The 13199-nt window shown below is 64.5% G+C and carries 12 protein-coding genes, 1 tRNA gene and 1 pseudogene; 11 read left to right on the top strand and 3 right to left on the bottom strand.

The genetic code is table 11. The annotated features are described in order from the left end of the window. Positions 1–60 precede the first annotated feature (60 nt). Positions 61–298: pseudogene (locus ACWMMN_RS10830) on the bottom strand (hypothetical protein); the annotation flags it as partial. Between ACWMMN_RS10830 and ACWMMN_RS10825 the strand changes: the two are divergent. The 8 genes from ACWMMN_RS10825 to cyoD all read left to right on the top strand — a co-directional run bounded on the left by ACWMMN_RS10825 (position 281) and on the right by cyoD (position 9472). Then, positions 281–1534 carry an aspartate kinase gene (locus ACWMMN_RS10825; RefSeq protein WP_059233802.1) on the top strand — a complete coding sequence of 418 codons (1254 nt, stop codon included), beginning with the start codon at positions 281–283 and terminating at the stop codon, positions 1532–1534. The pseudogene ACWMMN_RS10830 and the gene ACWMMN_RS10825 overlap by 18 nt on opposite strands. A 110-nt stretch (positions 1535–1644) precedes the next feature. Then, positions 1645–1738, top strand: a tRNA-Ser gene (locus ACWMMN_RS10820). 208 nt (positions 1739–1946) lie between these two features. Beyond that, positions 1947–3335, top strand: a complete 1389-nt coding sequence (locus ACWMMN_RS10815) for a glycosyltransferase family protein (RefSeq protein WP_486423224.1) — start codon at positions 1947–1949, stop codon at positions 3333–3335. Positions 3336–3830: 495 nt separating this feature from the next. Next, positions 3831–5357, top strand: coding sequence for a complex I subunit 4 family protein (locus tag ACWMMN_RS10810; RefSeq protein ID WP_486422654.1), 1527 nt, complete (start codon positions 3831–3833; stop codon positions 5355–5357). A gap of 276 nt (positions 5358–5633) precedes the next feature. Further along, on the top strand, positions 5634–6521 hold the full coding sequence (gene cyoA / locus ACWMMN_RS10805; protein WP_059233805.1) for a ubiquinol oxidase subunit II: 888 nt from the start codon (positions 5634–5636) through the stop codon (positions 6519–6521). Positions 6522–6524: 3 nt separating this feature from the next. Further along, complete coding sequence (gene cyoB, locus ACWMMN_RS10800) at positions 6525–8531, top strand: cytochrome o ubiquinol oxidase subunit I (protein ID WP_059233806.1); 2007 nt, start codon at positions 6525–6527, stop codon at positions 8529–8531. After that, entirely contained in the window at positions 8531–9139 is a 609-nt protein-coding gene (gene cyoC, locus ACWMMN_RS10795; protein ID WP_034188894.1) for a cytochrome o ubiquinol oxidase subunit III, read from the top strand. Before cyoB ends, cyoC begins: the two co-directional genes overlap by 1 nt. Beyond that, positions 9140–9472 (top strand): cytochrome o ubiquinol oxidase subunit IV, encoded by a 333-nt coding sequence (gene cyoD, locus ACWMMN_RS10790; RefSeq protein ID WP_011352504.1) that lies wholly within the window; start codon positions 9140–9142, stop codon positions 9470–9472. It abuts the gene before it with no gap. A gap of 107 nt (positions 9473–9579) precedes the next feature. Here the strand turns inward: cyoD and ACWMMN_RS10785 are convergent, their stop codons facing one another. Next, positions 9580–9879 carry a DUF4148 domain-containing protein gene (locus ACWMMN_RS10785; RefSeq protein ID WP_486422653.1) on the bottom strand — a complete coding sequence of 100 codons (300 nt, stop codon included), beginning with the start codon at positions 9877–9879 and terminating at the stop codon, positions 9580–9582. A gap of 218 nt (positions 9880–10097) precedes the next feature. Between ACWMMN_RS10785 and ACWMMN_RS10780 the strand changes: the two genes are divergently transcribed. Genes ACWMMN_RS10780 through ACWMMN_RS10770 form a run of 3 tightly spaced genes read left to right on the top strand, consistent with a single transcriptional unit; the run spans position 10098 to position 12860 of the window. Continuing rightward, positions 10098–10772, top strand: coding sequence for a response regulator transcription factor (locus ACWMMN_RS10780; RefSeq protein WP_059233808.1), 675 nt, complete (start codon positions 10098–10100; stop codon positions 10770–10772). An 11-nt stretch (positions 10773–10783) separates the two neighbouring features. After that, the gene (locus ACWMMN_RS10775) at positions 10784–12175 is read left to right on the top strand and encodes a sensor histidine kinase (protein ID WP_174993505.1); all 1392 of its coding nucleotides are present in this window, start codon (positions 10784–10786) and stop codon (positions 12173–12175) included. Between the two features lie 19 nt (positions 12176–12194). Next, a complete protein-coding gene (locus ACWMMN_RS10770; protein WP_174993504.1) occupies positions 12195–12860 on the top strand; it encodes a response regulator transcription factor in 666 nt (221 codons plus the stop codon). 73 nt (positions 12861–12933) lie between these two features. Here the strand turns inward: ACWMMN_RS10770 and ACWMMN_RS10765 are convergent, their stop codons facing one another. Then, positions 12934–13197, bottom strand: coding sequence for a DUF4148 domain-containing protein (locus tag ACWMMN_RS10765; RefSeq protein WP_059233810.1), 264 nt, complete (start codon positions 13195–13197; stop codon positions 12934–12936). Positions 13198–13199 lie beyond the last annotated feature (2 nt).

Here is a 13199-nt window from a genome sequence, read left to right as displayed (position 1 = left end):
GAACGGCTGCCAACACGGCGAGCGGCTTGTCAAGCGGGCTTCTATCGGGTACGCTCGGTCGTTTGCTCGGCTCGATTTTTGAGCGTTTTGTGCAGGTTTTCCGCGTGACGTACCCGGTTTGCGCGGCCTGATCGGCCTTCCGGGCAAAATCCGTCACGCTTGCGTGTTGCGTCCCAGCCGTCCCCCTCGTCGTCCGTCCACAGCCACAAGCCGCGTGACCGAACGGCTACCCGGCCTGCCCAGCGCGCCCGTGCGGTTTCTCCTTCAGTTCAGAACGACAATGGCACTCATCGTACACAAATACGGCGGCACTTCGATGGGCTCGGTCGAGCGCATCAAGAACGTCGCGAAACGCGTCGCAAAATGGCATCAGGCCGGGCACCAGATGGTGGTCGTGCCTTCGGCGATGTCCGGCGAAACCAACCGTCTGCTCGGTCTCGCGAAAGAGATTTCGAGCCAGCCGAGCCCGCGTGAGCTCGACATGATCGCGTCGACCGGCGAGCAGGTCAGCGTCGGCCTGCTGTCGATCGCGTTGCAGGAAATCGGCGTCGAGGCCGTGAGCTATGCCGGCTGGCAAGTGCCGATCAAGACCGACAGTGCGTTCACGAAGGCGCGCATTCACTCGATCGACGACGAGCGCGTGAAGGCCGATCTGGACGCCGGCAAGGTCGTGATCATCACGGGCTTCCAGGGCGTCGATCCGGATGGCCACATCACGACGCTGGGCCGTGGCGGCTCCGATACGTCGGCGGTGGCGGTCGCGGCTGCGCTGGATGCCGAAGAGTGCCTGATCTACACGGACGTCGACGGCGTCTACACGACCGATCCGCGCGTCGTCGAAGAGGCCCGCCGCCTCGATCGCGTGACGTTCGAAGAGATGCTGGAAATGGCCAGCCTCGGCTCGAAGGTCCTGCAGATCCGCTCGGTCGAATTCGCCGGCAAATACCAGGTGAAGACGCGTGTGCTGTCGAGCCTGACCGATCCGCTGATTCCGCTCGACGAAGAAATGCGCTCGGGCACCCTGATTACTTTTGAAGAAGACGAGACCATGGAAAAGGCAGTCATTTCCGGCATCGCGTTCCAGCGCGACGAAGCACGCATTGCGGTGATGGGCGTGCCCGACAAGCCGGGCATCGCATATCAGATCCTCGGTCCGGTCGCCGACGCGAACGTCGACGTCGACATGATCATCCAGAACCAGAGCGTCGAAGGCAAAACCGACTTCACGTTCACGGTCGGCCGCGGCGACTACCAGCGTGCGATGGACATCCTCACGAACCAGGTGCAGGGCCATGTGAGCGCCGAGCGCGTGCAGGGCGACCCGAAGGTGTCGAAGGTGTCGGTCGTCGGCGTCGGCATGCGTTCGCACGTGGGCGTCGCGAGCAAGATGTTCCGCACGCTGTCGGAAGAGGGCATCAACATCCAGATGATCTCGACGTCCGAAATCAAGATTTCGGTGCTGATCGACGAGAAATACATGGAGCTGGCCGTCCGCGCGCTGCACAAGGCATTCGAACTCGACCAGGCATCGTGAATTTTTCGTGATGCATTGAAGAAAATGCATCAAGGAAATTGACCAACGGCTCCAAACCCTATATGATCTTGTTCTCGTCGCACTGCCTCCCTGGTGCGAGCGAAGGTTTGGGAGACGTGGCCGAGAGGTCGAAGGCACTCCCCTGCTAAGGGAGCATCTGGGCCAAAACCTGGATCGAGGGTTCGAATCCCTCCGTCTCCGCCAAAAGCGGTGACAAAGCCCCGCAAGTTCTCGGACTTGCGGGGCTTTTTCTTTTGCGGGCCCATTTCGCGCCGTGTCGCGCGCGACAGGTTCGATGCTGCCGGATCGCATCCTCGTGCGGCCTTCGTCGTGCCCCCTCGGGCAATGAATGCTCGACTTGAGCACCTGTCATGCGCTACATATCGCGTATCGTCTGGCGCAACTCAAGGTGATGCTCTTGGCAAGCCCGCATGCCGTTCTGACCTTCCTCTCCCATCGGCCTGTCGACGGACTCGTCGACAACCACGCGCGTTACGCACAGCTGCACGGCTATCGGCACGCGATCGTCGACGGCATGCACGTGTACGGCGAGCGCCAGCAGATCCTGTACAAGTACCACGCGATCATCGCGCAGCTCGTCGCGATGGAGCAGGGGGCATTGCTGCTCGTGCTCGATCCGTTCTCCGTCGTGTTCGATCCGCACGTGCTGCCGGATGTCGCGCACGGATACGATGCCATCGTCACGACGCAGGCGACGAAATCGGCACTGCCCGCCGCAAGCGGAATGATCTTCCGCAACGTGCCCGACGTGCGCGAGCGCTTGCGGAGGCTGGCGGTCGAACTGGGCAAGTGGGCGATGCACCTTCCGGAGCGGCAGCATGCGTGCGAGGCGACGCTGCTTGCGGCGTTCTTTCCGCCGCTGCCGTTCGATGCGCCGCTTGCGAACGGTCATTTCGCGTCGGCCCAGACGGTCTGGAGCGACGGTATCTCGATCGATTCGATTGCCGGTGCGCGGCCGCTCGTCGCGCACCAGGCGCCCGAGTGGCGCGAGGTGAACGGGGCCTGGGCGCCGGCGGCCGATTACGACTTTCGTTACGTGGCAGCGCTCGTCGACGATGCCGGACGGTACCAGCGCGGCGACCATCCGCACGCCATGGATGAGTGGCGCGCCGCGCAGCAGCGAACACGCGAACCGGAGCGGCATGTGAATCCGCAGGCGCGTATTGCGTTCGTGAGCCTGCATACGCCGCATATTGCCGGCTACGGCGACCTGCACGAAGAGAACTTCGTGCGCTACTGCACACGGCATGGCTATGCGTATCACACGTATCGCGAGGCGCCTGCATTCCTGCCGGACGGCATCGGTGCGAACTGGGCGAAGCTGCATCTGATTCGCGAACATCTGCCGCATCATGCGTTCGTGTTCTGGGTCGATGCGGACATCCTGGCAATCGACCAGAGCCAGACCGTCGACAGTACGATCGACGGCTGCGACTTCGTGATCGGCACCGATCACACGGCCTGGGCGATCAACTCGTGCATGATCGGCGTGCGCAACGTGGCGTCGATGCGCGAACTGGTCGAGCGCATCTGCGCACGCATCGAGCGTTTCGACGATCGTTCGTCGGTCTACGCGAGCGGCGGCGACCAGCAGGCGATCTATGTGGAACTGCTCGAGTCCGGCATGATCGATGCGCGCCATATCGTCGATGCGACGACGCTCGCGTCATCGCCGGTTTATGCAACGCGCGACAGCCGCTTCGTTCATTTCCCCGCCCAACACGATCACTATCGTGCGGTGACGATGCGCGTCTGGGACCGGCTGAGTCATCAGCGCTGACGGCCGGGAGCGTGAAGGATGCGATGCCCGCTACGACGCCGGGCGGGTAGGGGGCATTCACCCGGCCTGTATCGCATCGGCGATGTGAAATACACATGTAAGTATTGTTGTAAGGAAAACTGAGGTGCAGGATCAACGCCCTGCGCGATCCAGATAATCCTGTTCCGGCCCTTCGGAATGACGCGTTGACGCCAAAAATGCGGCATTGCGTCGTTTTTCGCGATTTGCCATGACGCGCAATACAAAAAATTACTCAATAAAATCAGTGTTGTGCGTCGGTGTGGAAAATTGAGGCTCTGCTGCGCTGCAGAAAATAATCAATCGCCTTATGCTGGTTAACCCGATCGCGTTTGAGCGGCATCAAGTTTTTCCGTGATGTCGCTTTACATTTTGCCAACACTGGCGATTCACGAAATCTACCTGTCGATTTGATTTCGTTCCTTTCGTCTCGCCTGTCACCGATGCAGTGCGCGACCTCCTCAAGGCCTTGTTGACATGCATGATTTCCCCTTCCTGAGCCTGGCCATCTGGGCTCCGATCCTGTTCGGCGCGTGCCTGCTGCGTGCCGGTTCCGACCATCACCCGCGCCGGACGCGGCTGATCGCGCTCGCGGGCGCGATCGTGGGGCTTGCGGCCGTCGTTCCGCTGGTTGCGGGCTTCGACACGCATTCGGCGGCGATGCAGTTCGTCGAAAGCCGCGACTGGCTGGCGGCGTTCAATTCCGGATGGCGGGTCGGCATCGACGGTGCGTCGCTGTGGCTCGTCGTGCTGACCGCCTTCACGACGCTCGTGGTGGTGATCGCGTCGTGGGAGTCGGTCACGGTGCGCGTCGCGCAGTACTACGCGTCGTTCCTGATCCTGTCGGGGCTGATGGTCGGCGTGTTCGTCGCGCAGGACGGGCTGCTGTTCTTCATCTTCTTCGAGGCGACGCTGATCCCGCTGTACCTGCTGATCGGCACGTGGGGGCGCGAGCGTCGCGTTTATGTGGCCGTGAAGTTCTTTTTCATCTCATTCGCCGGCTCGCTGTTGCTGCTGATGGCAATGCTGTACCTGTACGCGCAGTCGCATACGTTCGACATGGCCGTGTGGCGCACGCTGCAGCTCGGTTTCGCGCCGCAACTGCTGGTGTTCCTCGGGTTCTTCGCCGCGTTCGCGGTCAAGGTGCCGATGTGGCCGGTCCATACGTGGTTGAGCGACGTCTACACCGACGGCCCGACCGGTGCCGCGCTGATGCTCGCGATGCTCAAGCTCGGCGGCTACGGGTTCCTGCGCTTCGCGCTGCCGGTCACGCCCGATGCAAGCCACTTCTTCGCGCCGGCGGTGATCGCGCTGTCGCTGTTCGCGATCGTCTATGCGAGCCTGATCGCGCTCGCGCAGACCGATCTCGGCAAGCTGCTCGCGTACTCGACGGTCGCGCACATGGGGATCGTCACGCTCGGGCTGTTCCTGTTCAACCGGATCGGCGTCGAAGGCGCGATCGTGCAGCTCGTGTCGTACGGCTTCGTCGCGGGCGCGATGCTGCTGTGCGTAAACGTGCTCGCGGATCGCACGAAGCAGCGCGAGATCGCCGCATACGGCGGTGTGGCGGGCGTGATGCCGCGCTTCGCGACCTTCACGGTGCTGTTCGCGATGGCCAACGTCGGCCTGCCGGGCACGTCGGGCTTCGTCGGCGAGTTCATGGTCATCATGGGCGCGATCCGCTTCAACTTCTGGATCGGCGCGATCGCGGCGCTCACGCTGATCCTCAGCGCGTCGTACACGCTGTGGATGCTCAAGCGCGTCGTGTTCGGCAAGGTCGCTAGCCAGCGGATCGCAAAGCTCGCCGACCTGAATCGTCGCGAGATCGTGATGTTCGCGTCGCTTGCGCTGATCGTGCTGGCAATCGGCATCGATCCGAAACCGTTCACCGACGCGATCGATCCGACCGTCGGCAAGCTGATCGAGGAAGCGAGCCATTCGAAGGTGCCGGCAGGGGATGGTGCCGGGCCGGTGCCGTCGTACATGGCGTCGACGCACGACTGATCGCGGCACGCCGGTCCGCGCAAGCGGGCTGCATCGTACGGCGATGCGGCCCGTTGCGCACGCATCGATCGAGGTCCGGCACGGCGCGTGCCGGGCCCGCTTCCGGCTGCGTGAAATTGCCCCGCGACAATGTGACTCACGGCAGATTTTGCAATGATGATTTGCCGCATCCACCGGTTTTTCATCGCACTCGCGCGACGTATGATTCGGCCACTTTCGTGGATCGAATGCGCATCGGGCATACGCAAACGGATTCAATGACCCTCGGGCTGTGTGATGAAAAGAAGAGCTTCAAGAGGCTGGTCGGCGCTGATGTCAATCGGCGCGGCTTTGAGCCTGTCAGGCTGTAATTTAGATGTACTAAATCCGAAAGGTAGCGTGGGTGCCGCCGAAAAGGCGCTGATCGCGACGTCCACCTGGGCGATGCTGATCGTCGTCGTGCCGGTGATCCTGCTGACGCTGTGGTTTGCGTGGCGTTACCGCGCATCGAACCGCAACGCCACCTACGCGCCGAACTGGTCGCACTCGACCGCGATCGAGGTCGTGATCTGGACGGTGCCGACGCTGATCATCCTGTTCCTCGGCGTGCTCACGTGGAAGACCACGCACGAGCTCGACCCGTACAAGCCGCTCGAGTCGTCGGTGAAGCCGATCGACGTCGAGGTGGTCGCACTCGACTGGAAGTGGCTGTTCATCTATCCGGAACTCGGCATCGCGTCGGTGAACCAGCTCGCGATCCCGGTGGGCACGCCGGTGAATTTCCACATCACGTCGGATTCGGTGATGAACTCGTTCTTCATCCCGCAGCTCGGCGGCCAGGTCTACGCGATGGCCGGCATGCAGACGCGCCTGCACCTGATCGCCGACGAACCCGGCAACTACGCGGGCACGTCCGCCAACTTCAGCGGCCGCGGCTTCTCCGACATGAAATTCCGCACGCTCGCCGAGCCGCGCGAACAGTTCGATGCATGGGTGCAGAAGGTGAAGGCGTCGCCGGACCGGCTCGACGCGACCGTGTACGGCAACGTCGCGCAGCCGAGCGAGAAGGCGCCGGTGCGCTACTTCTCGTCGGTCGATCCGCGGCTCTTCCACAACATCATCGCGAAATACAACGATGGCCACGTCCTCGACCTGAAGGACGCCGCCTGCGGCACGAAGGGGTAACGCATGTTCGGCAAACTCACACTCTCGGCGATCCCGTTCGATCAGCCCATCATCATGGGGGCAGGCGCCTTCATGGGGCTGGTCGTGCTGGGCATTCTCGCCGCGCTGACGATCACCGGCCGGTGGAAATGGCTGTGGACGGAATGGCTGACCACGGTCGACCACAAGAGACTCGGCGTGATGTACATCATCGTCGCGCTGATCATGCTGCTGCGCGGCTTCGCCGACGCGATCATGATGCGCATGCAGCTCGCGCTCGCGTACAACGGGCCCGGCTACCTGCCGCCGCATCACTATGACCAGGTCTTCACGGCGCACGGCGTGATCATGATCTTCTTCATGGCGATGGTGTTCATGGTCGGCCTGATGAACCTGATCGTGCCGCTGCAGATCGGCGCGCGCGACGTCGCGTTCCCGTTCATCAACTCGCTCTCGTTCTGGATGACGGCCGTCAGCGCGATCCTGATCAACGTGTCGCTCGTGATCGGCGAATTCGCGCAGACGGGCTGGCTCGCATACCCGCCGCTGTCGGAGCTGCAGTTCAGTCCGGGGGTAGGGGTCGACTACTATCTGTGGGCGCTGCAGATCTCGGGCGTCGGCACGCTGCTGACCGGCGTGAACTTCTTCGTGACGATCATCAAGATGCGCGCGCCGGGCATGACGCTGATGAAGATGCCGGTGTTCACGTGGACCGCGCTGTGCACGAACGTGCTGATCATGGCGTCGTTCCCGATCCTGACTGCGACGCTCGCGCTGCTCGGCCTCGACCGTTACCTCGGCATGCACTTCTTCACGAACGATGCCGGCGGCAACGCGATGCTGTACCTGAACCTGATCTGGGCGTGGGGCCATCCGGAGGTGTACATCCTGATCCTGCCGGCGTTCGGGATCTTCTCGGAAGTCATCGCGACGTTCGCGAAGAAGCCGCTGTTCGGCTACAAGACGATGGTGTACGCGACCTGCGCGATCATGGTGCTGTCGTTCCTCGTGTGGCTGCATCACTTCTTCACGATGGGCTCGGGTGCGAACGTGAACGCGTTCTTCGGGATCATGACGATGATCATCGCGATTCCGACCGGCGTGAAGGTGTTCAACTGGCTGTTCACGATGTATCGCGGCCGGATCGAATTCACGACGCCCGTGCTGTGGACGATCGGCTTCATGGTCACGTTCACGCTCGGCGGCATGACCGGCGTGATGATGGCGATTCCCGGCGCCGACTTCGTGCTGCACAACAGCCTGTTCCTGATCGCGCACTTCCACAACGTGATCATCGGTGGCGTGCTGTTCGGCTATCTCGCGGGCTTCAACTACTGGTTCCCGAAGGCGTTCGGCTTCAAGCTGAACGAGAAGCTCGGCAAGGCCGCGTTCTGGTTCTGGCAGATCGGTTTCTATGTCGCGTTCGTGCCGCTCTACGTGCTCGGCTTCATGGGCATGACGCGCCGCCTGAACCACTACGACAACCCGGCATGGCATCCGTGGCTGCTGGTCGCCGCGTTCGGCGCCGTGCTGATCGCGGTCGGCATTGCATGCCAGCTGCTGCAGCTGGTGGTCAGCATCCGCAACCGCCACCTGCCCGAGTACCGCGACACGACGGGCGATCCGTGGGGCGGCCGCACGCTGGAGTGGGCGACGTCGTCGCCGCCGGCCGACTACAACTTTGCGGTGATTCCGCAGGTGCGCACGCTCGACGCGTACGCCGACATGAAGGCGCGCGGCGAAGGCCGGCCGAACCCGGCGACGATCCGCGATATCCACATGCCGTCGAATACCTGCGCGGGCCTCGTGATCGCGATCTTCAGCCTGGTGCTCGGCTTCGCGCTGGTATGGCACATCTGGTGGATGGCGATCGGCGGGCTCGTCGGGATCATCGCGACGCTCGTGATCTACAGCTCGCGCGATAACGACGGCTATTACATCCCCGCGTCGACGGTGCGGAAGATCGAAGACAAGCAGCCGACGCAGCGCGTGGCCGCGCGCGTCGACGACGTGGAACTGGAGGCCAACTGATGTTGCAGAAAACCTTGAGCGCAACCCTGCTCGAGCACGACGACCATCCGCCGTCGCATTCGGTGTTCGGTTTCTGGCTGTACCTGATGACCGACTGCGTGATCTTCGCGGCACTGTTCGCGACGTTCGCCGTGCTCGGCCACCAGTATGCGGGCGGCCAGACCGCGAAGGAGCTGTTCGACATTCCGGGCGTCGCGGTGGAAACCGCCGCGCTGCTGCTGTCGAGCATCACGTACGGTTTCGCGATGCTCGCGGCGTACAAGCAGCGGCGCGGCGCGCTGCTCGCGTGGCTCGCGGTGACGTTCGTGCTCGGCGCGGCGTTTCTCGCGATGGAACTGCGCGAGTTCTCGCACCTGATCGCGGAAGGCGCGGGCCCGCAGCGCAGCGCGTTCCTGTCGGCGTTCTTCACGCTGGTCGGCACGCACGGGCTGCACGTGACGGCCGGCCTGCTGTGGATGATCGTGCTCGCCGGGCAGATCGTGTTCCGCGGCGGCGACCTGACCGATCGTGACCTGCGGCGCCTGACGTGCCTGAGCCTGTTCTGGCACTTCCTCGACATCGTGTGGATCTGCGTGTTTTCCTTTGTCTATCTCGCGAGCGTGATCTAAATGGCCCATTCGCATTCGTCTCAACTCGAAGAAGGGCACGGCAGCGTCGGCGGCTATGTCGCCGGTTTCATCCTGTCGGTGCTGCTCACGGCCGCGTCGTTCGGCCTCGTGATGGGCGGCGTGCTGTCGCCGCATGCGTCGCTGATCGCGCTCGCCGTGCTCGCCTTCGTGCAGATCGTCGTGCACCTCGTGTACTTCCTGCACATGAACGGCTCGTCGGGCCAGCGCTGGAACGTCATGGCGTTCAGCTACACGGTGCTGACCGCGGCGATCCTGATCGTCGGCACGTTGTGGGTGATGCACAACGTCAGCATGAACATGATGTCGCGCTGAGCGGTGTCGCGGCGCAGCGGTCGATATCCATGCGCGTTCATGAAAAAAGGCGGCACGCGAGTGCCGCCTTTTCGTTTTTTTCGGCCGCGTTGAGCCCGGCCATGCGGTCAGTACGGCCTGCCCGCGTCGGCCGTCAGCGCATGCGTGCAGTCCGCGCGGTATTCGGCGGCGAGGCGATGCTTCGCGCCATCGAGATCGTCGGGGTAGTAGGGGCTCGCGTGCGCCGGATCGTAGCCGACCTGTTCGAGTTCGGTCAGCTCGCGCACGAGATCCGCATGCGTGATGTCATGGCCGGTGTGAACGAACGGGTACGCGTGGCATTCCTGCGGGGTGAGGTGCGGTCCCGCAAACGCGGCGGTGCTGGCGCATGCGAGCAGCATGCAGGCGACGGTGGTCGACAGTTTCATCCGGTAACTCCTGGTTTGGCGGCCCGATGCCGCATGACGTCAGCGTAGGCGGCGCGTGCCGCCGCGCGGGCGACGCACGGATGAAACAAGTTTCACGCATGCCTGCCGTGTCATCCGATGAAGCATTTTTCATGTAACGCCGAAGGGCGACCGCGTCGCCTACGATAGTCGCGGGCGCATCGTGTGCGCCCGTCGTGACGTTCATTGCGAGGACAAGCATGCGAGTACTGACGGTCGAGGACGATGCGGTGACCGCGAACGAAATCGTCGGCGAACTGACCGCGCGCGGGTTCGAGGTCGACTGGATCGACAACGGCCGCGAAGGGATGATGCGCGCGATGAGCGCTTCGTACGATGCGATCACGCTCGACCGGATGCTGCCGGGCGCGGACGGCCTCGCGATCCTGACCGCGATGCGCACGGTCGGCATCGATACGCCGGTGCTGATGCTGAGCGCGCTCGGCGACGTCGACGAGCGCATCCGCGGGCTGCGCGCGGGCGGCGACGACTACCTGACGAAGCCGTTCGATTCCGGCGAGCTGAGCGCGCGCATCGAGGTGCTGCTGCGCCGCCGCCAGACATCGGGCGTGCCGCAGCAGACGCTGCTGAAAGTCGGCGCACTCGAGCTCGACCTCATTTCGCGCTGCGCGCGCCGCGGCGGCGACGAGATTCCGCTGCTGCCGACGGAATTCCGCGTGCTCGAATTCATGATGCGCAACGCGGGCCAGACGATCACGCGCACGATGCTGTTCGAAACCGTATGGGGCTATCACTTCGATCCGGGTACCAACCTGATCGACGTCCACATGGGCCGGCTGCGCAAGAAGATCGATCCGCCCGGTGCGCAACCGATGATCCAGACGGTGCGCGGCTCGGGCTACATGCTCGCGTGACGGAGGCGGGCATGGACGCGGCTCGCGCGGCGAATTTCACGCGCCGCTGGCATACGACGACGTTTCGCTGGCTGTGCGCGTATGCGGCGATCTTCTCGGTGTCGCTGCTGCTGCTCGCGGGCGTGATCAACGTCGCCGCGACGCACACGATGACGCGCGACACCGACGAGGTGCTCGCGTGGCAGCTGATCTATTTCGATTCGATCCCCGATGCCGAGCTGCCGCTCGCGATTCACCGGCGGCTCGAGCACGAGCACATGCATACGAGTTTCTACGGGCTGTTCGATGCGGCCGGTCGCCGTGTGGCCGGCGACATCGCGACACCGCCCGCGCTGCGCACGGATCGCGACGGACGCACGCTGAACCGCACGCTCGCGCCGCTCGACGGCCAGCCCGCGCCGATCACGCGCGCGATGGCCGTGCGCCGCGACAACGGGATGACGCTGGTCGTCGCGCGCGACCTGTCGCATTTCATCCAGATCCGCGATGTCGCGATCCGCGGGCTCGTGATCGGCGGCGTGATGATCCTGATTGCGGGCATTGCAGGCGGCAGCATGCTCGGCATGCGGCAGATGCGCCGCGTCGCCGCGATCCGGCGCGTCACGCGGCAGATCGCCGAGGGCGATCTCGGCAAGCGGCTGCCGGTCGGCCGCTACGACGAACTCGATCTGCTCGCGCATCTCGTGAACCACATGCTCGACGAAGTCGAGCGGCTGATGGGCGAGGTGCGTCATACCTGCGACGGCATCGCGCACGACCTGCGCACGCCGCTCGCGCGGGTCCATACGATGCTGGCCCGGCTCGCCGACCAGCCGTTCTGCGCGGACGATCCTGCGTCGGCGGCACTGCTGGCTTCCGCGCGCGACGAGACCGACCGGCTGCTCGAACGCTTTCGCGCGATGCTGCGCATCTCCGAGATCGGCACGCTGAGCCGGCGCGGCGGCTTTGCCGCGGTCGACGTCGCGGCATTGCTGCGCGACGTGTGCGACCTATACGAGCCGCTGGCCGAAGCCGTCGACGTGTCGTTCGAACTCGAAGCCTTGCCGGTCGACGGTATTCATGGCGACCGCGCATTGCTGTTCGAGGCGTTCAGCAATCTCGCGGACAACGCCATCAAGTTCACGCCGCCCGGCGGTCGCGTGCGCGTCGTGCTTCACACGACACCGGGCGGCCCGCTCGTCCGGTTCGAGGACACCGGGCCGGGCATCCCGCCAGGCGAGCGCGACGCCGTGCTCGAACGCTTCTATCGCGGCGAGCGCACGCGTCACGTGAACGGGTCGGGGCTCGGGTTGAGCATCGTGTCGGCCGTGATGCGCGTGCACGGTTTCGCGCTGCGGATTGGCGATGCGCAGCCGGCCGGCGCAGCGATTACGGTCGAATGCTGGCCGCGCTCGCTCGCATGACGGCGCAGGAGACCGCTCGATGCGCATCCTGCTGATTGCGCCGCCGACGCCGGAGGCTGCGCGGCTCGACAAGGCGTTTCGCGAGAGCATGCACGGCGTCGAGCGCGTCGACGGATGGCGCGACGGCTGCTTCGCGGCGACCCAGGACCGGTTCGATGCCATCGTGATTGCCGCACCGGATGCGGCGGCCGACCCGGCGATCCTCGCAGGATTGCCGCGACTCGCCGTATCGGCCGGCGGCGCGACGATCGCCGCGATCGTCAGCGGCGCAACGCCCGCGCAGCGTGCGCGGATGCTGCAGGCCGGCTGCGACGTGTGTCTTGCCCATCCGTGTTCGTTCGTGGAGCTGCACGAGCGGCTGCGCGCGTTGTGGCGCCGGACGGGCGCGATCGAAACGCGGGAATCGGTCCGGCTCGACACGGCGACGCGCGCACTCGAGGAGCGTGGCAGGCGGCTGGCGCTCAGCGCACGGGAATTCCGTCTCGTCGAATGCCTGCTGCGCGAAGCGGGGCGGCCGGTCGGGCGCGATGCCGTGCTGCGTTACGCATGGGGCGATGCCGACATCGAACCCGAAACGGTCAATGCGCTGGTCGTGAGGTTGCGGCGCAAGCTGGCCGCGCATGCGTTCTCCGCGCGGATCGAAACGGTCGCGCGATTCGGGTTCCGGTTCGACGCGGGCGGATGACGGGACGGCATTGCGCCGCGCGTCCGTATCGCAGAGGTGCCGCGCGCCGCACGGCACACTCGCTTGCATACAGTCAGTGCGAATAGAGTTCGCGATCGAGTTGCGCGAGCTGGCCGTCGCGTTCGGCGTGGACGAGTTCACGATAGACCTGCGCACGTGTCAGCGGCGTGGCTGGCGAGGCGTTCCAGTTCCATGCCGGTCGAGACGGCAGTGGCGCGGGCGCGGTAGATGCGAGCGTCTGCGATGCCGTCGCCGCACCGGGCGGCGTCGCGCCGGCCCGGCCGGGCAGCGCGACGCAGAGCGCAGAGAGAAGGGTGGCGAACATCAGGGTCTTCATGG

It is taken from the genome of Burkholderia cepacia complex sp. TUM26381 (assembly GCF_057439935.1).
The sequence above is the reverse complement of the archived record's forward strand: the minus strand, read 5'-3'. Positions and strand labels throughout refer to the sequence as shown.

Excerpts from the sequence above, each read along its gene's own strand:
- ACWMMN_RS10765 (WP_059233810.1), bottom strand. The coding sequence starts at position 13,197 with ATGAAGACCCTGATGTTCGCCACCCTTCTCTCTGCGCTCTGCGTCGCG.
- cyoA (WP_059233805.1), top strand. The coding sequence starts at position 5,634 with ATGAAAAGAAGAGCTTCAAGAGGCTGGTCGGCGCTGATGTCAATCGGC.
- ACWMMN_RS10770 (WP_174993504.1), top strand. The coding sequence starts at position 12,195 with ATGCGCATCCTGCTGATTGCGCCGCCGACGCCGGAGGCTGCGCGGCTC.
- ACWMMN_RS10780 (WP_059233808.1), top strand. The coding sequence starts at position 10,098 with ATGCGAGTACTGACGGTCGAGGACGATGCGGTGACCGCGAACGAAATC.
- ACWMMN_RS10775 (WP_174993505.1), top strand. The coding sequence starts at position 10,784 with ATGGACGCGGCTCGCGCGGCGAATTTCACGCGCCGCTGGCATACGACG.
- ACWMMN_RS10785 (WP_486422653.1), bottom strand. The coding sequence starts at position 9,879 with ATGAAACTGTCGACCACCGTCGCCTGCATGCTGCTCGCATGCGCCAGC.
- cyoB (WP_059233806.1), top strand. The coding sequence starts at position 6,525 with ATGTTCGGCAAACTCACACTCTCGGCGATCCCGTTCGATCAGCCCATC.
- ACWMMN_RS10815 (WP_486423224.1), top strand. The coding sequence starts at position 1,947 with ATGCTCTTGGCAAGCCCGCATGCCGTTCTGACCTTCCTCTCCCATCGG.
- cyoC (WP_034188894.1), top strand. The coding sequence starts at position 8,531 with ATGTTGCAGAAAACCTTGAGCGCAACCCTGCTCGAGCACGACGACCAT.
- ACWMMN_RS10825 (WP_059233802.1), top strand. The coding sequence starts at position 281 with ATGGCACTCATCGTACACAAATACGGCGGCACTTCGATGGGCTCGGTC.
- ACWMMN_RS10810 (WP_486422654.1), top strand. The coding sequence starts at position 3,831 with ATGCATGATTTCCCCTTCCTGAGCCTGGCCATCTGGGCTCCGATCCTG.
- cyoD (WP_011352504.1), top strand. The coding sequence starts at position 9,140 with ATGGCCCATTCGCATTCGTCTCAACTCGAAGAAGGGCACGGCAGCGTC.